Source organism: Sphingopyxis sp. 113P3 (assembly GCF_001278035.1).
Lineage (GTDB): Bacteria > Pseudomonadota > Alphaproteobacteria > Sphingomonadales > Sphingomonadaceae > Sphingopyxis.
This window is the reverse complement of record NZ_CP009452.1, coordinates 621654-643057: the sequence shown is the minus strand read 5'-3', so window position 1 is coordinate 643057 and position 21404 is coordinate 621654. Positions and strand designations below refer to the sequence as shown.

Genomic DNA, 21404 nt, shown 5'->3' with positions numbered 1-21404 from the left:
CTACCCCATCTGGCGCGCCGCGCAAACCATGGTTATGGACCGGGCATGAGCGAAACATCCTATCGCATTGCCTTCATCGGCACCGGCGTCATGGGCGGTCCGATGGCAGGTCACCTCGCCAGGGCCGGCCATCGCGTCACTGTCTACAACCGCACCCGCGCCAAGGCTGACGCCTGGGCGGAGCAATATGGCGGCGAGGTGGCCGCAACCCCTCGCGAGGCCGCGCAAGGAGTCGACGTCGTCCTCACCTGCGTCGGCAACGATGACGATCTCGCCGAAGTAACGCTGGGTGACGAAGGTGCCTTCGCAGCGATGCGCAAGGGGGCGCTGTTCATCGACCATACCACCGTTTCGGCACGCATCGCCCGCCGGCTCGCCGCCGCGGCCGAGGGGCGCGGACTGCATTGCCTCGATGCGCCGGTGTCGGGCGGCGAAGCGGGGGCGCAAAATGGCACGCTTTCGATCATGTGCGGGGGCAGCGCGGACGCCTTCGCAGCAGCCGAACCGGTGATGCGCGCTTACGCTGGCCGTATCGTCCATATCGGGGGTCCCGGCGCGGGGCAGACGACCAAGATGGTCAACCAGATCGCGATCGCTGGCGTGATTCAGGGCGTCTCCGAAGCGCTGCGCTTCGCGCAGGCGTCGGGCCTCGACACCGACAAGGTATTCGAGGCTGTCTCGGGCGGCGCTGCAGCAAGCTGGCAGATGCTCAATCGCTGGGGCACGATGGCGAAGGACGAGTTCGATTTTGGCTTCGCGGTCGACTGGATGCGCAAGGACCTCGGTCTCGCGCTCGAGGAAGCGAGGGTCAATGGCGCCACGCTGCCCGTCGCGAGCCTCGTTGACCAATTTTACGCCGATGTTCAGAAGGCTGGCGGCGGACGGAAAGACACAAGCTCGCTGGTAACGAGGTTGCCCAAATGATCCGCCGCGCGCTTCTGGCTTCGCTCGCCCTCATCATCTCGCTGCCCGTACAGGCCGACACGCTGATCGACAATGTGAACGGCATCACGCTCGACCAGAATGGCAAACTCGTCCGCTTTACAGGGCTTATCATCGACAAGGACGGCAAGGTCGCAAAGCTCCTCGACCGCAAGGACAAGCGTCCCGAGCGACCAGACTTCAAGGAGGACGGCAAGGGCAGAACGCTGATCCCGGGGCTCATTGACGCGCACGGCCACCTCATGGGTCTCGGCTTCTCGCTGATGCTGCTCGACCTTTCGGGCACAAGCAGCCTCGGCGAAGCCCAGGCTGCCGTCCGTCAATATGCCGCCGACAATCCGGACGTACCATGGATCATCGGCCGCGGGTGGAACCAGGAAAAATGGGGCCTCGGCCGCTTTCCAACCGCTGCCGACCTCGACGCCGCCGTCGCAGACCGTCCTGTCTGGCTCGAGCGCGTCGATGGCCATGCCGGTTGGGCAAACAGCGCGGCAATGAAGGCGGCGCGAGTCACCGCGGCGACCAAGGTGCCCGAGGGCGGGCGCATCGAGATGGCGGGCGGCCAGCCAAGCGGCATCTTCGTCGACGCCGCGACCAGCCTCATCGCCTCGGCTGTGCCAAAGCCGCTCGCGCGCGACCTCGACCGCGCCTTCCTCCTCGCGCAGGCCAAGCTGCTCGAGGAAGGGATCACGGCGATCGCCGACATGGGCACAACGATCCAGGACTGGCAGGCCTTCCGCCGGGCGGGTGACAAGCGCCAGCTCGCGGTGCGCATCATCAGCTATGGCCACGACATCGACAATATGGCGCTGATCGGCGGTCCGGGGCCGACGCCCTGGCTCTACGACGACAGGTTGCGCATGGTCGGGGTAAAGCTCTATCTCGACGGCGCGCTGGGCTCGCGCGGCGCTTGGCTGAAGCAGCCCTACAGCGATGCCCCTGGGCAAAAAGGGCTCCCGCTCCTCTCCCCTGCACAGCTTCGCAACAAGATGGTGCGCGCGTCCATGGACAAGTTTCAGGTCGCAATCCATGCGATCGGCGATGCCGCCAACGCCGAGGCCCTCGACGCGATCGCCGATCTCACTGCAGACCTGCCGGGCGAGCGGCGCTGGCGCATCGAGCATGCGCAGATCGTCGACCCCGCCGATTTTCCGCGCTTCCGGCAATTGGGCGTCGTCGCCTCGATGCAGCCCATCCACCAGCCGTCGGATCGGCTGATGGCCGAAGGACGGCTTGGCCCCGAGCGATTGAAGGGCGCCTATGCGTGGCGGAGTATGGAGAATGCCGGCGTCCGCCTCGCCTTCGGCTCCGACGTGCCGGTCGAGAGCGCCAACCCCTTCGCAGGTATGGCCGCGGCCATCTCGCGCACCGACGCGGCAGGTCAGCCCTTTGGCGGCTGGCACCCCGAGGAGGCGGTGAGCCGCGAGACCGTGCTCGACGGCTTCACGCGCAGCGCCGCCTTCGCGGGCTTTGCCGAAGACCGGATCGGTACGCTGATGCCCGGGATGCGCGCCGACTTTCTGATTCTCGAAAGCGATCCTTTGCTTGCAAGCCCCGACGAGATCCGCCGCATGACGCCGCTCGAAACCTGGGTCGGCGGCTATCGCTACTACAAGAAAAAGGCCGGCTGATGGACCGGCGGCGCCTCCTCGCCGCGCTGGCCGCCACCCCGGCGGCGCTTGCGCTCGGGGCTGCCAAGAAAGAACCCAAGCGAAAGGATCCGCCCGAACCGCGGCGGTCGCGGCGGCGCAAGGGCGCAAAGCCGCCCGAAAAGCAAGTTGACGTCGCGGTCGTGGGCGCGGGCGCGATTGGCGCCTGGACTGCATGGCATCTGGTGCGCCGCGGGTTCAGCGTCCGGCTGTTTGACGCCTATGGCGCGGGAAACGGCCGCGCCGCGTCGAACATGCCTTCGATGATGCTCGACCCGGTACAGGGCGGCGATCTGCTCTACGCGGGACTCGCCGACGAAAGCGCCAAGGCGTGGGGGCGCCTCTCTGAAACCGCGAGCCTGCCGATCCTCACCCCCTGCGAGGCGGTGACCACGCTCTCCGCAAGCGACCCCATATTCGAAGTTCGCGGTGTCGATCGGTTGACGGGCGACGAGCTGCGTCCCCGCTACACCCAGATCGCGTGGCGGCCGGACGCCGCGGCGCTTGTCGCCGAAAAGGGCGGCGCGATGCTTGCCGGACGGCGCGGGCTGCTTGAAACGATCCTCGACGCGCAGGTAACGCCAGAAGAGGTGGTGATGCCCGCCCCGCTCCGCGACAAGCGCCGCGACATCTATATGCTTCCCGATGGCGGGACTGCGAGAAGCCTTGTCTACGCCTGCGGCGCGTGGCTTACCGAACTCTTTCCCCAGATACTGACCCCGCAGCGCCTGTCGGCGGTGCGTCACCAGATCTTTCACTTCGGTCCCGGACAGGGCGACACCCAGTTTCGCCCGCCCGCGATGCCGGCACTGGTCGATCGCGCCTATGGTTTCCATCTGCTTCCCGACATCGAGGGGGTCGGCGTCAAGGTGTGGAAAGGCGCGCCCGATGCCACAATCGACCCCGATAGCTTCGATCGCCGTGCAGACGACCGCGCGCTGGCCGACGTTCGGCAGTGGCTGACCGCTCGGCTTCCAAGACTCGCCGGCGCGCCGGTGGTGGCGAGCGCGGCCACGCACGACTGCCGCACCGCGAGCGGCGACCTGCTGCTGGACCGCCTGCCCGATCATCCGCGGGTCTGGCTGGTCGGCGGAGGCACAGGCCGTGCCTTCGCCCTCGCGCCCGCCATCGGGGCGCGGGTCGCGGCGCATGTCGAGGATTCGGCGCGCGCGGTCGAGCCGCGCTGGGCGCTGGGACGATTGTTGGGAAGCTGGACATAATCCTGTCCGCTTGCCCCCAAGCTTGTCGAAGCGGCTGTCTTTCCGCCATAGATGGCCGGGAAGGACGATCCTTCAACAAGCTGAGGACGAACGGGGGGTTTGGGTGCGCCTGACCGACTGCCATAATATCGACGATTTCCGCAAGCTGGCCAAAAGGCGGCTGCCATGGCCGGTGTTCGACTATATCGACGGCGCGGCGGACGATGAGGTAACGCGGCGACGCAACCGTGAAGCCTTCGACAATTGCGACCTCATTCCGCGCGTTCTCGCGGGGGTGGAGGCTGTCGACATGAAAACGACGCTTTTCGGCCGCGAAATGGCGATGCCTCTCTTTCTTTCGCCCACAGCGCTTCAGCGGCTCTTCCACTGGCAGGGCGAGCGCGCCGTGCTGCGCGCAGCGGCGCAGGCAGGAACCGTTGCCGGCATCTCAAGCCTCGCGACGATCAGCCTCGCCGAGGCCGGGGCACTGACGAACGGGCCCAAGCTCTTCCAGCTTTATGTCCATCACGACGAGGGTCTCAACCGCGCGATGCTCGACGCCGCTCGCGACGCCAACTTCGATGCGGTCGCACTCACGGTCGACACGATCGTGGGCGGCAATCGCGAACGCTGCCTGCGCTCGGGTTTCACCTCGCCGCCGCGGTTCACCGCGCGCAACATGCTGAGCTATGCGGCAAAGCCCGCCTGGGGCCTCAACTATGTGCTGCGCGAGAAGTTCAGCCTGCCGAATCTCGCGACCCATGTGTCCGAGGGATCAAGCGTGCCCAAATCGGTGGCCGAATATTTCACGACGATGCTCGACCAGAGCCTTGACTGGAAGCGAGCCGAGACGATCCGCAAGCAATGGGATGGCCCCTTCTGTCTCAAGGGCATCGTCGCGGTCGAGGATGCGAAACGAGCCCTCGACATCGGCGCCAGCGCGATCATGGTGTCGAACCACGGCGGCCGTCAGCTTGACGGAAGCATCGCCCCCTTCGACGCACTCGCCGAAATCGTCGACGCGGTTGGCGACAGGCTGGAAGTCATCTGCGACGGCGGCATCACCCGCGGCACGCACGTCTTGAAGGCGCTCTCGGTCGGCGCCAAGGCGTGCTCGGGCGGCCGCCTTTACCTCTATGCGTTGGCCGCGGCTGGCGAGGATGGTGTGTCGCGCGCCATCTCGCTGCTTCGCGCGGAAATCGAGCGCGCGATGAAACTGATGGGAACAAGAAGTCTCGCCGATCTCGGCCGCGCGAATCTGCGCTGGCGATAAGGCGGAAAGGGGGCGGCCTCCCCCCAGAACGCCGCCCCGGCCCGGCGTCAGAACGACGCGCCGAGCGAAAAGATCACCGCCCCGTCAGCGCCGACTGCTTCCTTGTACCCACCGAACTTCGGTGCGTCAGTGTTCACATAGGAAATGCCGAGCGTGAGCATCTTCCAGCTCGCCTCGACGCCAACCGAATAATCGACCACGTCACCGTCAAGACCGCCCAGGAAGCTGTCGCTCTTTGCGAAGCCGACATGTCCCTTCAGCGTGAAGGGCGTGTTCGGAATGCCGACCCCGGCGTCGGTGAAGATATAGACGCCGCTCGCGTCACCGAGCGAGTCCTGCCCGCCGGGTGCCCAGGCGATACCCGACTTGATCGATGCGGGGCCGATATCACCCGCCAGCGAGAAATAGGGCTCGATCACCGAGCTGTCCGACGTGCCGGGATAGAGGTAGAGGGTCGCGCCAATGTCAGCGGTCAGCCCCGGCACCACCTCTTTCGAAAAACCGCCGAATACGTCGATCTCGGTGCCGTTGGCAAAACCGATGCTCGACCCCCAGGTGCCGACATAAAAGCCACTGTCGTGACTGAGCGAAATACCGCCCTGAATGGCCGCCTCTTCGTTCGACTGGCTGAAACCACGGAAGCGGTAGTCGCTAACGACGGTTGCGCTACCCGAGATGGTGATGCCGCTGCCATCGTCTTCGGCGTCCTGGGCATAGGCGGGGGTGGAAAGCGCCGACAGCGCAAGAGCCATGCCGAAGCATGCGCGGGAGAAAGTCTTCATGGGTTGATCCCCTGAATAGGTTGAAGGATCGTCCCTGCCTGCCACACGGACGGCCGGCCTCATTGCGCGGGCCGGTCCGATCGTGTGGGCTGGATGTTGACGAAATTGCTGCGACGCACAACGAAAAGTTGCGATGAACCGAGTTTAAATGCACCGTTGTGACAAATTTGCAACAATCCATTGCGCCGAAAGTTCAATCATCGACATAAAGTTACGATCGTTACTTTCTTGCGGGTGCCAGGAATCTCCATGTGGCGCAGCGGCTTCGCACTTGGGGGGAGGCCCGCATTTGCCCCCGCTCCTTTTGATCTCAGAACGAGACCCCGAGAGACAGGACCACTCCGGCATCGAAATATTTGTCGACTGCCTTCACGCCCGTCGCCGGAATGTCGGTGTCGACATATCGGATCCCGGCCGTGAGCCGGCCAAAACTCGCCGAGGCGCCGAGCGACCAGTCCCAATAATGCCCGCCGGGCGCAAATCCGGCGAGCCCGCCGTCGGTATAGCCCAGCGACGCCGACACGGTCAGAGGCGTGGCCGGGATGCCAGCCGACAGGTCCGCCGCCAGATAGAGGCTGTCTTCCTGTCCCAGCGCGGCTTGGCGCGGCGCATAGGCGATCCGGACCCCGGCCTCGGCAGGCCCGAGCAGATGCGACAGGCGGGCGGCGGCCTCGACATAGTCGCTGGCTCCCGCGGCTCGCGCTCCGCCGGGATACCAATAATAGGTCAATCCGAGGTCGACCGAGGTACCTGGCGCCACTTCGGTCGCAAAGCCGCCGTAAAGGTCGACCTCAACCTCCCCCGTTGCGGGCGTCTCCTCGATCTTCGACCCCCATGCCCCGATATAGAGGCCGGCGTTGTGGGTGAGCATGATCGCCGGCTGCACCGCGACGTCGCCGCCGCTGAGCGAAATCCCGCGAAAGCGGTAGTCCGACACGACCTCGACCGCAGCCGAAACGTCGACCGGACCGGTCGGCACGTCCTGCGCAGCGGCTGGCACCGCGGCCGCTCCTGAAAGCAGGAACAGGGCGGCGGCAAGCGGGCGGATCATCGTCTCTCCTCTGGGTCGTTTCGGTAGTCCAATCTTGGCCGCCGCGGCGATGATGCGCAACCGCTTTGCCAAGCGGGGGCGGGGCGGCTAAAGAGCGGGCACTCTCCCCGAGGACGACCCTATGAGCGATCACAATCCCGGCCTGCGCCCCTGGCGCGACATCGCGCGGCGCGACTGCCGCCGCATCATGGTGGGCAACGTCCCCGTTGGCGGCGGCGCCCCCATCAGCGTCCAGACAATGACAAATACGCCGACCAGCGATGCCGCTGCAACGATCGACCAGATCCGCCGCTGCGAGGAGGCGGGCGCCGACCTCATCCGCGTTTCGTGCCCCGATACCGAATCGACCGCGGCGCTCCGCTCAATCGTCCGCGCGGCGCGTATCCCCCTCATCGCCGACATCCATTTCCATTATAAGCGTGCTCTCGAGGCGGCTGACGCGGGCGCCGCGTGTCTGCGCATCAATCCCGGCAATATCGGTTCGTCCGAACGCGTCGGTGAGGTCGTGCGCGCGGCCAAGGCGAACGGCTGCGCCATCCGCATCGGAGTCAATGCGGGCAGCCTCGAAAAGGACTTGCTCGAAAAATATGGGGAGCCTTGCCCCGAGGCGCTGGTCGAAAGTGCGCTCGATCATATCAAGCTGCTGCAGGACCATGATTTCCACGACTATAAGGTCGCGGTGAAGGCGAGCGACGTCTTCCTCGCGGTCGCCTCCTACATGCAGCTCGCCGAGGCGGTCGACTGCCCGCTGCACCTCGGCATCACCGAGGCGGGCGGGCTGATCGGCGGCACGGTCAAATCGGCGCTCGGTATCGGAAACCTGCTTTGGGCCGGCGTCGGCGACACGATCCGCGTCAGCCTGTCGGCCGAACCCGAAGAGGAAGTGCGCGTAGGCTATGAGATACTGAAATCGCTGGGCTTGCGCACCCGCGGCGTCCGCGTCGTGAGCTGCCCGAGCTGCGCGCGCCAGGGGTTCGATGTCATCCGCACGGTCCAGGCGCTTGAGGATGCGCTCCAGCACATCAAGACGCCGATGTCGCTCTCGGTGCTCGGCTGCGTCGTCAACGGCCCCGGCGAGGCGCGCGAGACGGACATCGGGATCACCGGCGGCGGAAATGGCAAGCATATGGTCTATCTGTCGGGGGTGACGGACCACCATGTCGCCGATGCCGACATGATCGAGCACATCGTCAAGCTCGTCGAAGCAAAGGCGGCCGAGATCGAGGCGGGGCGCGCGGTGAGCATGGACACGCTCCACGGGAAGGCGGCGTAAGCCGGCACAACGCGCGCATGACCCTTAGCATCCGCCCCGCCAAGCCCGCCGACCTCCCGCTCATTGCGCAGTTCATCCGTGATCTCGCCGACTATGAAAAGCTGGCGCACGAGGTCCGCTTTGATGACGCGACGCTTGGCGAGAAACTCTTTGGAGCACGGCCCTATGCCGAGGTCCTCATCGGCGAGATCGACGGAGCAGCGCAGGGATTTGCGCTCTTCTTCCACAATTTCTCGACCTTCGAGGGAAAGCCCGGGATTTACCTTGAGGATCTGTTCGTCCGCCCCGATGCGCGCGGATCGGGGCTGGGCAAGGCGCTGCTTGCACATCTGGCGCTGCTTTGCGTCCAACGCGACTGCGCGCGTCTCGAATGGTCGGTGCTCGACTGGAACGCGCCGTCGATCGGATTCTACCAGAACCTCGGCGCCCGGATGATGGACGAATGGACGGTGATGCGCGTCGATGGCGAAGCGCTGGCAAGACTCGCCGGATCCAGAAGCGCGGTCACGCCGGACTGACCCGGCCTGAGGCGAGAGGCGACTAGCGCGCTCCGCGCGGCTTGCGCCTTTCCATCGGCCAGCTCGGCATATGCGCCTCGGAGAGCCGCTTCGCCTCGGCGGACGCGACGCCGAGTTCGGTGAGCGCGCGCTCGAGCGCCTCGGCGGCCGGCACGGCGATATCGGGCAATACGCCCTCGCCTTCCCAGTCCTTTCCCGTCACCGGATCATAGGTCCGGCCGACCGGGATGAAGGCCCCATAGCCGCCGCCCAGATCCTCGCCGCGGCCGAAATGATTGGCCCCCGCCGTCGGCGCGCCGACGAGCACAGCGCGGCCGGTATGCTTCATGGCGAGCGCAAAATGCTCGGCCGCCGAAGCGCTCGCGCCCGAGGTGAGCAGATAGATTTTCGCATCGCGCAGGCGCGGATCGGCATTGGGCGTCGCCCAGTGTTCGCGTGCCACGACAGCAGGATCCCCCTGGGCCGTCCGCATCGAGGCGACGCCCTCGATCGGCGAGCCGCCTGCGGCATCGACCGAGGCACGCGTCGCCATCGTCACCAGCCGCGTTTCCTTGTCGAAGAGCCAGGGAAAGATCACGTCCATCTGTTCGAGCCCGCCGCCGTTGTGCGTGCGGATGTCAAAGATGATCGCCCTCGCGTCGGCATGGTCCGCCATGAACTTCGCGGCGGCGGCGGTCACGGCGGGATCGTCTGGAAAGACGTTGAACCGGACAAAGGCAATTTCCGGCGCAATCCAGCCGGCCTGTTCCATGGGCATCTTGGACGGACGCCGCACGGGCGCCGTACCGCCCGAGGCGGACGTGGACGCAGCGGACGCCTCCGGAGGAATGCGGAGGCGCAGATGACCGTCAGGGGCCACCGCATGCACGTCGCTGTCGATCGCGGCTGCCAGCGCCTCGCCGCTCAGCCCTCGGTACCGACCCGCCGCGATAGCTGCCCGAATCGCCTCTGCGTAACGCTTGCCGATGTCAGGATAGACATAGTCGCGTTCGAGCAACTGCGCATATTTTGCGGCTATGGCATCGGCGCTCACCTCATCGGCTGCGAGTGCCGCGGGTGGTGTCATGAGGGACGAGGCTGCCGCCGCAGCGGCGAAAAGCAGTGCGGGCAATATGTGCGAGGAACGAATCACACCCATCTCCAGTTCAGCCCCGGCTGAAGGAGGTGTATCATATGTCCAACACAGATCAACTACATTTGTAGTCGATGGCGCTCACCGCTTGCGCGCGAACCAAAGCAGCACCACGCCGACCACGACCAGCACCACCCCGTTGCGGGTCCATGCCGGATCGCCGAGCATGAAGCTGCTGGAGGGCCAGCGCACGATATCGAGCCCCTGAAGCGCCCACAGCCCGCCCATCAACAGGGCTGCGACGCCGATGATCGCTGCCAGTCCCTTCACGATCCCCATCTTGCTTCTCCTCGACCGATACCGCTGAGGCTGACAGAAAGCCGCGCACCTGTCACGCGCTGCAGCCCAATCAGCGGGCGCAGCCAGTTCACGCGCCGGCCGCCAAGGTAAAAGGCCCAGCAAGCTGCGACCGTCGCTGCGACAAGGATTGCAAAGCTGGCGAGAGGCCCCATCCCGGCCTCCAGCAGCCAGTAACCCACGAGAACAATCACCGTTTGGTGGATGATGTAGAAGGGGAACACCGCCTCTGCGAGCATCGGCCGAATCGGGTGGTCGCGATTCCAGAATCGGTCGGCGATCCCGACCAGCGCGATAATCGCTGCCCAACCCTGCACCAGCCGGATGACCATGAACCAGGTGACAACGCCGGCAGGGGGCGGCCCATCACTCGGCGCGGTCCAGATCGACCAGGAGACATAGGCATAGGACGCGATCGCCACCACAGCGGCTGTCCGCCAGCAGCGCGCCACGGCGCGGAACAGGACCGGCCGCACGCGCAGCAGCCAGCCGGTGAAAAAGGGCACCAGATAGTGGAGGTGGTTGGGGCCGTCGTCGACCAGCGCATGCGTCTCCTCATACCCTGGAAACGCAAAGAGAATTGCCACCCACACCGCGAGCGGCAGGATCATGATCCCCCACCCCCCGAGCAGCCGCGCTGCCCCATCGGCGAGCCGGGCCCGCAACGCTTGGGGCATGGTGAGGAGCAGCAGCGCCGCAAGCCCCATGTAGGCGAACAGGTAGACGACGAACCAGAGATGCTGCCACGTCGGCAGAACGATGCCCTCGAGCGTGCCGAAGCGGAAATAGTCGCGCGCCCAAAACTGCAAAAAGCCGCCCGCATAGCCGTGCTGCGTCACGAGCTCGATCCAGGGCTGGACCGGGATTACCACGATCATTCCGAAAGCGAGCGGAATCAGAAGCCGCGCGCTGCGTGAGCGCATGAAGGCCATCGGCGTGCCCAGCTTTGCGAACAACGCCGCGCTCGCATAACCCGAGACGAGGAACAGCAAAGGCAGCCGCCAACTGTTGGTCGCCAACATCGGGATTTGTACCCAGTCCATCGGGTGCGGGGTTTTGACGTGCCAACCCCACGGCACGAAATACATGCCGATGTGATAGAAGATCAGCAGGCCGAAGGCGCCGATCCTGAGCCAATCCATTCCATAGTGTCGCTTCGTTTCCATCGCCCGCGAATCTCCTTTGCCGGTTCCGACCGCAGTCGCTAATCCCAACGGCGGCCGGCGGGCGATCCCGGCGGGACGAGAAGCGGAGCCGGTGTGACGGACGAGGAGCCACGAGGGACGAATGGCGGCGGGGCCGGGACGAACGGTCTCACTGGCGGGCTCAGCGCTCGCGCGCTCACCGCGCTGCTGCTTGGCGCGATGTTTCTCTTCGGACTCGTCCGCATCACAGCCAATGTCTATTCCTATATTGCTGACCGCGAAGGCGCGGGGCTTGCTGCCTCGCCGACCATCGCCTGGATGCTCGAGGGCAGCAGCCTTGTCGCCTGGACGATCATGCTGATCCCTTGCTGGTTCACCGTCGAGCGTATCCGCCCGCCGCGTATCTCCCTGCCCGCCGCGGCGGCGATACATGCGCTCCTCGCGATTCCTGTCTCACTCGGCCACGTCGCATTGATGGTCGGGTTTCGCGCCGCCCTTTGGTGGGGGATGGGGCTGGATTACCACTTTACGGCGCCCCAGGGATCGCCGATCGTCTACGAGTTTCGCAAGGATCTCTCCGCCTATGTCGAGCTTGTCTTCATCCTCTTCCTCGTCCAGTGGCTGGTCGCGCGCTATGCGGCTCCAACCGTCGCGGTCCCCCACCGGCGGACACTTGCGGTCGGCGACCGGTCCGTCACTCATCATCTGCCGGTCGACGAGATCGAGCATGTCACTGCCGCGGGCAATTATGTCGAGATTGCCTGGCGCGGCGAGCGCCTCCTCCATCGCGCAACGCTAAGCGCTCTCGAGGCCGAACTCGGCCCCGCCTTTGCCCGCATCCACAGGAGCCGCCTCATCAGCCGCGCCGCGGTGCGCCGCGTCGTCACCCACAAGACCGGCGATTTCGATGTCGAACTGGCGAGCGGCGAGACGCTGCGCGGGAGCAGGCGCTATCGGGAAAATATTACGGGTTGAGGGGGCGTTATTCCTTGAGCACTCGCCACGCCAGCTCGGCGAACTCGCACAGGAGCGGCCGCGTGTCGCGCGGGTCGATAATGTCCTCGACCCCGAATTTTTCCGCAGTGCGAAAGGGCGAGCGGACCCGGTTGAGACGCTCTCGGATTGCTGCCAGATGCGCTGCGGGGTCTTGGGCCGCCTCCAGCTCGCTCTTGTAGGCGACTTCGACGCCGCCCTCGATGGGCAGGCTGCCCCAGTCGCCCGAAGGCCAGGCGAAGCGATACTGAAAGCGCTCGGCATTCGACATCGCGCTCCCCGCGATCCCGTAGGCTCGTCGCACCACGACCGACGCGAGCGGGACCTTCGCTCGGTAGATGGCGTTCATCGCCTGCACACCGTAGCGGATCGTCCCCGTCCGTTCGGCTTCTCCGCCGATCATAAAGCCGGGATTGTCGACCAGATGGACGATCGGCAGGTGAAACTGGTCGGCGAGCTTCACGAAGCGTTCGGCCTTCTCGCTCGTCTTTGCGTCCCACGACCCGCCAAGATAGGAAGGGTCGCTGGCCAACACCGCGACTGGCCAGCCATCCAGCCGCGCGAAAGCGGTGATCGCCGCCCTCCCCCAACGCGCTCCCATCTCGAAGAAGCTGCCCTGGTCGAACACGGCGTTGCAGATGCGCCGCATCGAATAGACCTGCTTCGCCTCGCGCGGCACGATCGACAACAAGGCCTCCTCGCGCCGATCAACCGGATCGCTGCACGAAATGCGCGCCGCGCGCTCGTGGATCGACGACGGCAGATAGGAGAGAAAGCGCCGCGCTGCCGCGAACGCCTCCGCTTCGCTCGCCACCTCATCATCGACGACGCCATTGCGCGTATGCACGTCACTCCCGCCCAATTCCTCGCGATCCAGCGTATCGCCGATCGCCGCCGCGACCGCCGGGCCCGCCGCGAACAGCTGAGAAAGTCCGCGCACCATGATGCTGTAATGGCTTGCAACGACGCGGGCGGCGCCGAGTCCTGCGGTCGGCCCGAGCGCGAGCGCGACCACCGGCACCGTGTCGAGATTGGCGATAATCTCGTCCCAGCCGGGGACATGCGGGATATAGGTGTAGCCCATATCCTCAAGCGTCTTCACCGATCCGCCCCCACCCGTACCGTCGACCATGCGGATCAGCGGCAGGCGATACTCGTGCGCCATCGCTTCGCACTGGATGAACTTGCGATGCAGCGCCGCATCGGCCGCGCCGCCGCGCACTGTAAAATCGTCGGCCGAGGCGACCACCGGCCGCCCGTCGATATTGGCGCGGCCGAAGATGAAATTCGATGCCGCCAGATCTTCAAGGTCCCCATCCGGACCATAGGTTCCGCGACCCGCGATCTTCCCGATCTCGCGAAAGCTGCCCGGATCGACGATCGCGGCGATCCGGGCGCGCGCGTCCATCTTGCCGCGACTGTGCTGCCGCGCGACCTTTTCCTCTCCACCCATCTTCTCCGCCATCGTCCGGCGGAGCGCGAGCTCGTCGACTTCTTTTTTCCAGCTCATGCCGCGAAAGCTAGCTTACGTTGACGGAAACGTCATGCCATATTCGCAGCGTTGAACATGGAGAACCAGATGAACCACATCAATCTCGCGGGACGAACCGCGCTCGTCACCGGCGCTTCGCGCGGCATTGGGCGGGGCATCGCACTTGCACTGGCCAAGGCGGGCGCCGACGTCGCCGTGAACTATACCCGCGACGCCGATGCCGCTGCCGAAACCGTCGCAGCGATCGGGGCGCTCGGCTGCAAGGCGAAGGCCTACCAGGCTTCGGTGACCGACGAAGATGCCTGCGCGGCGATGATCGATGCGATAGAGGCCGATCTCGGGCCCATGTCCATCCTCATCAACAATGCCGGCATCGCCAGTCGCGGGAGAAGTGTCGCCGACACCGACCCTGCCGAACTCGAGCGCGTCATCGCAACGCACGCTCTTGGCCCGCACCGCGTCAGCCGCCTCGCGCTCCCGCAGCTTCGTACGCACCCGCGCAGCGACATTATCGTCATTTCCAGCGTCGCGACGCTCAGCCACAGTGCCAATGGTGCGCCCTACAATATGGGAAAGGCCGCAGGCGAGGCGCTCGCGCTGACCCTTGCCAAGGAAGAGATGAAAAATGGCGTCCGCGTCAATATCGTCGCCCCCTCGCTGACCGTCAGCGACATGGGCGAACGCCTGGCACGCGCCATCACGGGCAATGACGACATTCATCAGCTCGACGCCAAATTCCCCTTCGGTCGCGTTCCTACTCCCGATGACGTCGCAGCGGCAGTGCTGTGGTTCGTGAGCGATGCCAACCCCTATTGTTCGGGACAAAAGCTCAACATCGACGGGGCGGGATTGGCAACTTTCCGGTGAGCCCGGCGCCTCCCCTCGTAATGCCCCGGGAAGATCGATCGGCGCGGGCCATCCCATGTGCCGACTGAACCGCTGACGAAGGCCCTTCGAAGGAGAAGGTAGATTAGAGCCCCTTCCATGCGTCCTGACTCGCCTTCGCCGCTGATCCCCTTCCTCGTCGCCTGCGCGGGGATTGCGACCTTTTCGTCGATGGACGTGCTCATGAAGGGACTGTCGATCGCAATCGGGGCCTATAATGCCGTGCTCTGGCGCACGATTGCGGGGACGCTGCTGAGCGGCCTTATCTATTTCGCAGCGCGTCCAGCCTGGCCCGACGCGGAAACGATGCGCATCCATGCGCTGCGCTCGCTGTTCGTTGCGCTGATGGCGCTCGGCTTCTTCTGGGCGCTCGCAAGACTGCCGATGGCGGAGGCGATCGCGCTCGCGTTCGTTGCGCCGCTCCTGGCGCTCTATATGGCCGCGATCTTTCTCGGTGAACGGATCGGCCGCCGTTCGGTCGCGGCCTCGCTGCTCGGCTTCGCGGGTGTGCTGGTGATCGTTGCGGGAAAGTTCAGCGGCGAGAGCCACGACGCCGAAGCCTTGTGGGCGGTCGGGGCGGTATTCCTCTCGGCCGTATGCTACGCCTACAACCTCATCCTCGCGCGGCGACAGGCGAAAATGGCAGGACCGATGGAGATCGCTTTCTATCAGAACGCCTTTGTCGCGCTAATTCTCGCCCTTGCTGCACCCTGGTTCGCGGTGGTGCCGGCTGCCGCCGATGCGGCGCCCATCGTCGGCGCCGCGCTCCTCGCGATTCTGTCCCTCCTCCTCTTGAGCTGGGCCTACGCCCGCGCCGAGGCGCAAATCCTCGCGACCACCGAATATACGGGGTTCCTGTGGGCGATGATGTTCGGCTGGTATTTCTATGCCGAGCCTGTGACGCTGCCAACGCTCGCTGGCGCCATGTTGATCGTCGGTGCCTGCCTGATCGTTGCGCGCAAGGCGCCGCATGGCGATCCTGTAGAGCCCGCGGCGGCCTAGACTGCCGCGCGCGATAGCCGGTCGTTGATCGCAGCGCCCAGCCCTTCGTGCGGAATGGCCGCCACCGCGATCCTCGGTTTAGCGCTCGCGGCGCCCGCGTGGAGCGCGTCGAACAGATGCGCCGCCGCCTCGGTCAAATCGCCCGCCGCGCTCAACTGATAGTCACCGGGCACGTCACCGAAGCCGATGCCGAATTCGTCGGGTTCGAACTCGTCCGCGCGGAGCCGCACCGGTTTTCCGGGCGCATAATGACTTGCCAGCATCCCTGGTGCCACGACCTCGGCGCCCTGTCTGTCGGTCACCCGCAGGCCGCTCGCCGCGTGCAACATTGCAGCCGTCACCGGTCCCGGCCGCAACACCTCGACGGCGCCGTGAGCCACCCGCGCGATCGTCGACTCGACCCCCGCTTTCGTCGCGCCATCATCGATGACCAGCGCGACCCGGTTCCCAAGGCTCGCCACGACATGGTCAGCCTTCGTCGGGCTCACCTGTCCGCTTGCATTGGCACTTGGCGCCGCCAGCGGTACCCCGGCCGAGGAAAGCAGTGCCTGCATCGCGCGGTGCCCCGGGACCCTGAGAGCGATCGTGTCGAGCCCCGCGGTCGCGATCCGCGCCACTGGGCAATCAGCCGAGCGCGGCACTACCAAGGTGAGCGGCCCCGGCCAGAACGCTTTCGCGAGCGCCCGCTCTGTTGCCCCGAACACGCCTAGGCGTTTAGCCGCGGCCAGATCCGGCACATGGACAATCAACGGGTTGAAATCGGGCCGCCCCTTTACGGCATAGATGCGGGCGACAGCCTCGGCACTGCGCGCGTCGGCGGCAAGGCCGTAGACGGTCTCGGTCGGCACCGCGACCGGCTGCCCCTGCGCGATCAGCCGCGCGGCGCGCGCGACCGCATCGGCCCCATAAAGGGCGATCTCGGTTTCCACACTCTTGATTGGACGCTCGGCCATGCCGCGCTATAGCGCCCGGCGCAACGGAATCACCCCCAAAAGCGGGAATGCTCATGACCTATACGGCGCCGACGACTGAACAGCTTTTCGTCCTCAATCATATCGCGCGCATCGACGCGATGGCGGCACACGAACGCTTTGCAGCGGCAACCCCCGATATGGTCGAGGCGATTGTCACCGGAATCGGCGACTTCGCCGCCGAGGTCTATGCCCCCCTCAACCGGGTCGGCGACACCAACAATCCCAAATGGCAGGACGGCAAGGTCACCATGCCCCCGGGCTTCAAGGAGGCCTACAAGCAATTTGTAGAGGCGGGCTGGGGCAGCATCGACGGCCCCGGCGAATATGGCGGGCAGGACTTGCCCTTCACGCTCGCGACCGTCGTGATCGAGGCGCTCGGCAGCGCCGACATGGGCTTTACGCTTTGCAACATCCTTACCCCTGGGGCGATCCACGCCCTGATGGCCTATGGCACCGAGGAGCAGCGGGCGACGTGGCTGCCCAAGCTGGTCTCGGGCGAATGGAACGGCACGATGAACCTCACCGAGCCGAGCGCGGGCAGCGACGTCGGCGCACTGCGCTCGACCGCCGAAAAGATCACCGAAGGCCCCAACGCCGGGCTCTACAAGATCAGGGGACAGAAGATCTTCATCACCTTCGGCGAGCACGACCTTACCGACAATATCGTGCATCTCGTTCTTGCGCGCACACCCGGTGCGCCCGAGGGCACGCGCGGCATTTCGCTCTTTCTTGTCCCCAAGTACCGCCTCGACGCCGACGGCAATCCGACAATTTCGAACGGGGTTCACTGCGCATCGATCGAGCACAAGCTCGGCATTCACGGGTCTCCGACCGCCGTGATGGTCTATGGTGAGGGCGAGGATTGCCTCGGCGAGATCGTCGGCGAGGAAATGGGCGGCATGCGCGCGATGTTCGTGATGATGAACAACGCCCGCCTGATGGTCGGCTGTCAGGGCGTCCAGATCGCGGAACGCGCGACGCAGCAGGCGCAGCGTTATGCCGCTGAGCGCGTGCAGTCGGCCCTTGCCGGTTCGCCCGATCGCTCGCCCGTGACGATCGACCGACACCCCGACGTCCGTCGCATGCTGTGGCGGATGCGCGCCCAGACGGAGGCCGCACGCGCGCTGGTCTATTACGCCGCCGCGCAGATCGACTTTGGCAAGCTCGGCGACGAGGCCGCCGCGATGCGGGCCGAGGTGCTGATCCCGCTCGTCAAGGCACACGCAACCGACATCGGCTGCGAGGTCGCAAGCCTCGGCGTGCAGGTCCATGGCGGAATGGGCTTCATCGAGGAAACCGGCGCCGCCCAGCATTATCGCGACGCGCGCATTGCCCCGATCTACGAAGGAACCAACGGCATCCAGGCGGCCGATCTGGTTGGCCGCAAGCTCGGAATGGCGGGCAGCGACCTCATTCGCGGTCTCATCAATGACATAGCGCATGGTGCGGGGGATTTCCCCGAACTGCAGCAACTCGCCGACGCCTGCCGCGCGGTCACCGACTGGATGGTCAGCGCCGGTACCGCGGATCGGCTCGCAGGAAGCTATCCCTATCTCACCATGCTCGCCACCGCGACCTGCGGCTGGCTGATGGCGCTTCAGCACCGCGCCGCAAAGGCTGCGCTCGGCGAAGGCGGCGACACGGCGTTCCTGGAAGCCAAGATTGCCTCCACGCGCTTTTATCTTCAGCAGATCGTTCCCGCGGCAACGGGCCTCGCCCCCGCGGCACTGGCGGGCGACGCGGCGCTTCCAACACTGCCCGAAAGCCTCTGATTTTTACCGGCCGAGGCGGGTTTTTCCAAAGCCTTCCCGGTAATTATCATTAACGCGATGATAACCATCGCTCGCTAGGTCCGTCCGACAATGGCCGGAGAAGCGCGCGTGTCGTTTATCGCGAACAAGATGATCATCAGCTGGCGCTCCTTTGCGCTCTCGCTGCTGCTTGGTATCGCCGCCGCGCTGTCCTCTGCCGCAGAACCAATCGACAGGGTCATCGAATCCGCCATCGGCTGGACCGCATGGCGTCCGGTTTCAGGTGATATCGTTGTCATAGGTCTCGACGACCGGACGTTGGCCAGCGTTCCGGAGGGGCGCTTTGCCCGCGCTGAGCATGCGGACGTTATCGACGCGGTCCGAAAGGCCGGCGCACGTCGACTGGTCGTCGATTTCTATTATCAGCGACAGGAGCGCGATCCCGGCACCCCCCGCTTGGCCGAGGCCGTCCGCAAGATGGACGATCATATCATTCTGGCCGTCGCGACGCAGTCGGTTCCCGGTCGCGATCAGTTGCTTTCGGTGTTTCCCGATCCTGAAATAGCCGGCCGGCGGGCACAACTCGCCAGTATCGCCTGGAATTATCAAATCTGGCAGGTGTGGAATGTTCCCCTGATGTACGAAGCGGACGGGCGGCTGTTGCCGAGCGTAGCCGCTGCGCTCGCGAACAGGCGAACTGCCCGGCCCGCCGAGTTCCGTCTCGATTTCTCCTACAACCTGTCGACGATCACCGAATATAGCGCGATCGACCTTATGGAAGGTCGGATCGGAGAACGTGAACTCCGCGGCAAGGAAGTCATTTTCGGTCGCACGGCGTCGACCTTTCCCGACCAGCACTATCTTCCTGGTCACGACCTCGTGCCTGGTCCCTATATTCATCTTATCGCTGCGGAAGCACTGAAACGTGGCACTCCGGTGAATATTGGCTGGATGCCACCGTTTCTCGTCGCTCTAGCGACGATGCTGATTGCATTGCTTACCAGGCTGGAGAGGCATTTCACCTGGATTGCGCTGGGCGTTGTCCTTCTATTGATCTTTGCCAAGGTCATGCTCAGCGCTTCGCTCGTCACCTCGTCGGTAGGCGTTGCCCTCTTCTTCGTCGCCGCGGTCAGCGCCAACGTCTCGCGCAGGCGGCGCCGCTTTTCGGCGCAGCGTGAAAATCCGGTCTCGGGCCTTCCCAATTTCGAGGCACTGCGCGGCCAGACGCCGTTCGGCAGCGCGACCGTCATCGCGGCAAAGCTCGTCAATTTCGAGGATCTCGCCGCTTTCCTTCCCGGCGAGGGCAGCCAGCAGCTCGTCGACCAGGTCGCGCGCCGCCTCACGCTTGCCTGTCACGGGACGCAGCTCCACCACGATCTCGATGGCACTTTCGCATGGCTCGTTCCCTATTATCAGCATAGCCAGATCGAGGAGCATCTCGCGGGGCTTGCAGCGCTGTTCAACGCCCCGCTGACCATCGGCGAACTCAAGATTGACGTCGCCATCGCTTTCGGCGTCAACGACGAATTTGAAGGCTCGAATGCCCAGCGTCTCGCCGCGGCGCTGGTCGCGGCTGAAAAGTCGATCCGCACGCGGGCGCTGTGGACCAAATATATGCCGCGCCAGAAAGAGGATGCGGGCTGGCAGCTATCTTTCCACTCGCAGCTCGAAGATGCGCTCGCCGGGGGGGACATCTGGGTCGCCTTCCAGCCGCAATATGAGATTGCAACCCGCAGGCTCGTCGGGGTGGAAGCGCTTGCGCGCTGGACGCACCCGACGCGCGGCCCCATCCCGCCCGACGAATTCATCGTTCAGGCTGAAAAGAGCCAGGACATCTATCGTCTCACCCTTTTCGTGATGGATCAGGCGATCCGCTCATCCGCTCATCCGCTCATTTGCGAAGCCGCGGGTTGCCGGTCAATATGTCGGTCAATCTGTCGGCTACGCTCCTCGACCATAGCGACCTGGTCGGGACGATCCGCGTCATGCTGACGGCGCATCATCTGCCCCCCGAAGCGCTCACCATCGAAATCACGGAAACCGCGCAGATCGAGAACAGCCGTCAGGCACGCCAGACGCTCGCGCAATTGCGCCGGACGGGAATCCGTCTGTCGATCGACGACTATGGCACGGGGCAGTCGAACCTTGAATATCTGACCGAAATCGAGGCCGATGAGATCAAGATCGACAAGCGATTCGTGATGACCATGCGCGATTCGCAGCGAAACTTCGAAGTGGTTAAATCGACGATCGATCTCGCGCACCGCCTCGGAGCCGTGGCAGTAGCCGAAGGCATTGAAGATGCCCCGACAATGGCGCTGCTCGAACAGCTCGGCTGCGATGTCGGCCAAGGTTATCACCTTGGAAAACCGCAGATATTCTCCGAACTCGCAGCCTCACTCCTCGCCTCGCCCCACAGCCGCTCGGCCTGACTGCCAATCTGGTAGCGTTTGTTAAGGTTAAGACTCGCTTTACCTTATTTTTTAAGGTATACGGCGCGTTAACTGTCCTGGTTGGCAGTGGGCATCAGGAGATCTGAAATGGGTTGGTTGTGGAAGTTCCTGGGCGGCGGCGGCACCGGCAGCGGTGGCACTCCGGCCTGAGAATCCAGCAAGGATTTTCAAAAGGGCTCCAGCATCGCTGGGGCCCTTTTTCATTGCCAGATCCCGCGCGTGTCGGCCCTCAGGTCGTGGGCAATGGGTGAGCCAATTTTTCCTGAGCACCTGGCCGTCTCGGAAAGGCCCATCGATCATTGCGGCAAGAGGCTCCAGGAGTAGGAAATTTTTTCGCCCCCCTTTTCTCCTGACCTCCGATAGACCTCAACCCCGCGGAAAGCCTCAGCTCAGAGGCGCGAGACGTGCAAACTGAGCGATGAACCGAATCAAAATGTCGACGAATTGAGTCATTCATTCGTCATTTACCGTCTTGCATCGCCGGGCCGACGTGGCACTATAGATGGTGGGTCAGCCGACGGGGGCACCCAATAATTAGTATTTGGCCGAAAATGGCGGATTTCCGTCGCCCCTTTCATATGGGCACGGGAAGA

The 21404-nt window shown here is 64.8% G+C and carries 19 protein-coding genes; 12 read left to right on the top strand and 7 right to left on the bottom strand.

Features of this window, described 5'->3' with window-relative positions; translation table 11 throughout:
- The first annotated feature begins 45 nt into the window (after positions 1–45).
- The 4 genes from LH20_RS02970 (at position 46) to LH20_RS02955 (ending at position 5063) form a co-directional block, all read left to right on the top strand.
- Positions 46–924: an NAD(P)-dependent oxidoreductase gene (locus tag LH20_RS02970; RefSeq protein ID WP_053552941.1), complete on the top strand. Its 879-nt coding sequence runs from the start codon at positions 46–48 to the stop codon at positions 922–924.
- Positions 921–2573 (top strand): amidohydrolase, encoded by a 1653-nt coding sequence (locus LH20_RS02965; protein ID WP_053552940.1) that lies wholly within the window; start codon positions 921–923, stop codon positions 2571–2573. The genes LH20_RS02970 and LH20_RS02965 overlap by 4 nt, the downstream gene beginning before the upstream one ends.
- Positions 2573–3811 carry an NAD(P)/FAD-dependent oxidoreductase gene (locus tag LH20_RS02960; RefSeq protein WP_053552939.1) on the top strand — a complete coding sequence of 413 codons (1239 nt, stop codon included), beginning with the start codon at positions 2573–2575 and terminating at the stop codon, positions 3809–3811. The genes LH20_RS02965 and LH20_RS02960 overlap by 1 nt, the downstream gene beginning before the upstream one ends.
- 103 nt (positions 3812–3914) lie before the next feature.
- The gene (locus LH20_RS02955) at positions 3915–5063 is read left to right on the top strand and encodes an alpha-hydroxy acid oxidase (protein ID WP_053552938.1); all 1149 of its coding nucleotides are present in this window, start codon (positions 3915–3917) and stop codon (positions 5061–5063) included.
- Positions 5064–5110: 47 nt separating this feature from the next.
- Here the strand turns inward: LH20_RS02955 and LH20_RS02950 are convergent, their stop codons facing one another.
- Entirely contained in the window at positions 5111–5845 is a 735-nt protein-coding gene (locus LH20_RS02950) for a TorF family putative porin (RefSeq protein WP_053552937.1), read from the bottom strand.
- Positions 5846–6155: 310 nt separating this feature from the next.
- Positions 6156–6896, bottom strand: coding sequence for a TorF family putative porin (locus LH20_RS02945; RefSeq protein ID WP_144423493.1), 741 nt, complete (start codon positions 6894–6896; stop codon positions 6156–6158).
- Between the two features lie 121 nt (positions 6897–7017).
- Between LH20_RS02945 and ispG the strand changes: the two genes are divergently transcribed.
- Both ispG and LH20_RS02935 read left to right on the top strand, forming a co-directional pair.
- On the top strand, positions 7018–8169 hold the full coding sequence (ispG, locus tag LH20_RS02940) for a flavodoxin-dependent (E)-4-hydroxy-3-methylbut-2-enyl-diphosphate synthase (protein WP_053552936.1): 1152 nt from the start codon (positions 7018–7020) through the stop codon (positions 8167–8169).
- Positions 8170–8186: 17 nt separating this feature from the next.
- Positions 8187–8687: a GNAT family N-acetyltransferase gene (locus LH20_RS02935; RefSeq protein ID WP_053552935.1), complete on the top strand. Its 501-nt coding sequence runs from the start codon at positions 8187–8189 to the stop codon at positions 8685–8687.
- A 22-nt stretch (positions 8688–8709) separates the two neighbouring features.
- On the opposite strand, the gene LH20_RS02930 is transcribed toward LH20_RS02935, so the two are convergent.
- From LH20_RS02930 to LH20_RS02920, 3 genes are all read right to left on the bottom strand, one after another.
- A complete protein-coding gene (locus LH20_RS02930; RefSeq protein ID WP_158501087.1) occupies positions 8710–9819 on the bottom strand; it encodes a S41 family peptidase in 1110 nt (369 codons plus the stop codon).
- A gap of 81 nt (positions 9820–9900) precedes the next feature.
- Entirely contained in the window at positions 9901–10098 is a 198-nt protein-coding gene (locus LH20_RS02925) for a hypothetical protein (protein ID WP_053552933.1), read from the bottom strand.
- Positions 10086–11282: an acyltransferase family protein gene (locus LH20_RS02920; RefSeq protein WP_053552932.1), complete on the bottom strand. Its 1197-nt coding sequence runs from the start codon at positions 11280–11282 to the stop codon at positions 10086–10088. The genes LH20_RS02925 and LH20_RS02920 overlap by 13 nt, the downstream gene beginning before the upstream one ends.
- A gap of 93 nt (positions 11283–11375) precedes the next feature.
- On the opposite strand from LH20_RS02920, the gene LH20_RS02915 reads away from it, so the two are divergent.
- Positions 11376–12236: a LytTR family DNA-binding domain-containing protein gene (locus LH20_RS02915; protein ID WP_053552931.1), complete on the top strand. Its 861-nt coding sequence runs from the start codon at positions 11376–11378 to the stop codon at positions 12234–12236.
- 7 nt (positions 12237–12243) lie between these two features.
- On the opposite strand, the gene LH20_RS02910 is transcribed toward LH20_RS02915, so the two are convergent.
- Entirely contained in the window at positions 12244–13764 is a 1521-nt protein-coding gene (locus tag LH20_RS02910; RefSeq protein ID WP_053552930.1) for an acyl-CoA carboxylase subunit beta, read from the bottom strand.
- A 69-nt stretch (positions 13765–13833) separates the two neighbouring features.
- Between LH20_RS02910 and LH20_RS02905 the strand changes: the two genes are divergently transcribed.
- Both LH20_RS02905 and LH20_RS02900 read left to right on the top strand, forming a co-directional pair.
- Positions 13834–14613: an SDR family NAD(P)-dependent oxidoreductase gene (locus LH20_RS02905; RefSeq protein WP_053552929.1), complete on the top strand. Its 780-nt coding sequence runs from the start codon at positions 13834–13836 to the stop codon at positions 14611–14613.
- Positions 14614–14730: 117 nt separating this feature from the next.
- Positions 14731–15633, top strand: a complete 903-nt coding sequence (locus LH20_RS02900) for a DMT family transporter (protein ID WP_053552928.1) — start codon at positions 14731–14733, stop codon at positions 15631–15633.
- Here LH20_RS02900 and LH20_RS02895 read toward each other — a convergent pair.
- On the bottom strand, positions 15630–16586 hold the full coding sequence (locus LH20_RS02895) for an L-threonylcarbamoyladenylate synthase (protein ID WP_053552927.1): 957 nt from the start codon (positions 16584–16586) through the stop codon (positions 15630–15632). The genes LH20_RS02900 and LH20_RS02895 overlap by 4 nt on opposite strands.
- A gap of 53 nt (positions 16587–16639) precedes the next feature.
- Here LH20_RS02895 and LH20_RS02890 point away from each other — a divergent pair, with 53 nt between their 5' ends.
- From LH20_RS02890 to LH20_RS24145, 3 genes are all read left to right on the top strand, one after another.
- Positions 16640–18379: an acyl-CoA dehydrogenase gene (locus LH20_RS02890; protein ID WP_053556049.1), complete on the top strand. Its 1740-nt coding sequence runs from the start codon at positions 16640–16642 to the stop codon at positions 18377–18379.
- Positions 18380–18508: 129 nt separating this feature from the next.
- Positions 18509–20350 carry a CHASE2 domain-containing protein gene (locus LH20_RS02885; RefSeq protein WP_268796090.1) on the top strand — a complete coding sequence of 614 codons (1842 nt, stop codon included), beginning with the start codon at positions 18509–18511 and terminating at the stop codon, positions 20348–20350.
- On the top strand, positions 20281–20790 hold the full coding sequence (locus tag LH20_RS24145; RefSeq protein WP_268796089.1) for an EAL domain-containing protein: 510 nt from the start codon (positions 20281–20283) through the stop codon (positions 20788–20790). Before LH20_RS02885 ends, LH20_RS24145 begins: the two co-directional genes overlap by 70 nt.
- The last annotated feature ends 614 nt before the right edge of the window (positions 20791–21404 follow it).

Coding starts and splice junctions, on each gene's coding strand:
- LH20_RS02970 (WP_053552941.1), top strand. CDS start 46: ATGAGCGAAACATCCTATCGCATTGCCTTCATCGGCACCGGCGTCATG.
- LH20_RS02965 (WP_053552940.1), top strand. CDS start 921: ATGATCCGCCGCGCGCTTCTGGCTTCGCTCGCCCTCATCATCTCGCTG.
- LH20_RS02960 (WP_053552939.1), top strand. CDS start 2,573: ATGGACCGGCGGCGCCTCCTCGCCGCGCTGGCCGCCACCCCGGCGGCG.
- LH20_RS02950 (WP_053552937.1), bottom strand. CDS start 5,845: ATGAAGACTTTCTCCCGCGCATGCTTCGGCATGGCTCTTGCGCTGTCG.
- LH20_RS02945 (WP_144423493.1), bottom strand. CDS start 6,896: ATGATCCGCCCGCTTGCCGCCGCCCTGTTCCTGCTTTCAGGAGCGGCC.
- ispG (WP_053552936.1), top strand. CDS start 7,018: ATGAGCGATCACAATCCCGGCCTGCGCCCCTGGCGCGACATCGCGCGG.
- LH20_RS02935 (WP_053552935.1), top strand. CDS start 8,187: ATGACCCTTAGCATCCGCCCCGCCAAGCCCGCCGACCTCCCGCTCATT.
- LH20_RS02925 (WP_053552933.1), bottom strand. CDS start 10,098: ATGGGGATCGTGAAGGGACTGGCAGCGATCATCGGCGTCGCAGCCCTG.
- LH20_RS02920 (WP_053552932.1), bottom strand. CDS start 11,282: ATGGAAACGAAGCGACACTATGGAATGGATTGGCTCAGGATCGGCGCC.
- LH20_RS02910 (WP_053552930.1), bottom strand. CDS start 13,764: ATGAGCTGGAAAAAAGAAGTCGACGAGCTCGCGCTCCGCCGGACGATG.
- LH20_RS02905 (WP_053552929.1), top strand. CDS start 13,834: ATGAACCACATCAATCTCGCGGGACGAACCGCGCTCGTCACCGGCGCT.
- LH20_RS02900 (WP_053552928.1), top strand. CDS start 14,731: ATGCGTCCTGACTCGCCTTCGCCGCTGATCCCCTTCCTCGTCGCCTGC.
- LH20_RS02895 (WP_053552927.1), bottom strand. CDS start 16,586: ATGGCCGAGCGTCCAATCAAGAGTGTGGAAACCGAGATCGCCCTTTAT.
- LH20_RS02890 (WP_053556049.1), top strand. CDS start 16,640: ATGACCTATACGGCGCCGACGACTGAACAGCTTTTCGTCCTCAATCAT.
- LH20_RS02885 (WP_268796090.1), top strand. CDS start 18,509: ATGATCATCAGCTGGCGCTCCTTTGCGCTCTCGCTGCTGCTTGGTATC.
- LH20_RS24145 (WP_268796089.1), top strand. CDS start 20,281: ATGTCGGTCAATCTGTCGGCTACGCTCCTCGACCATAGCGACCTGGTC.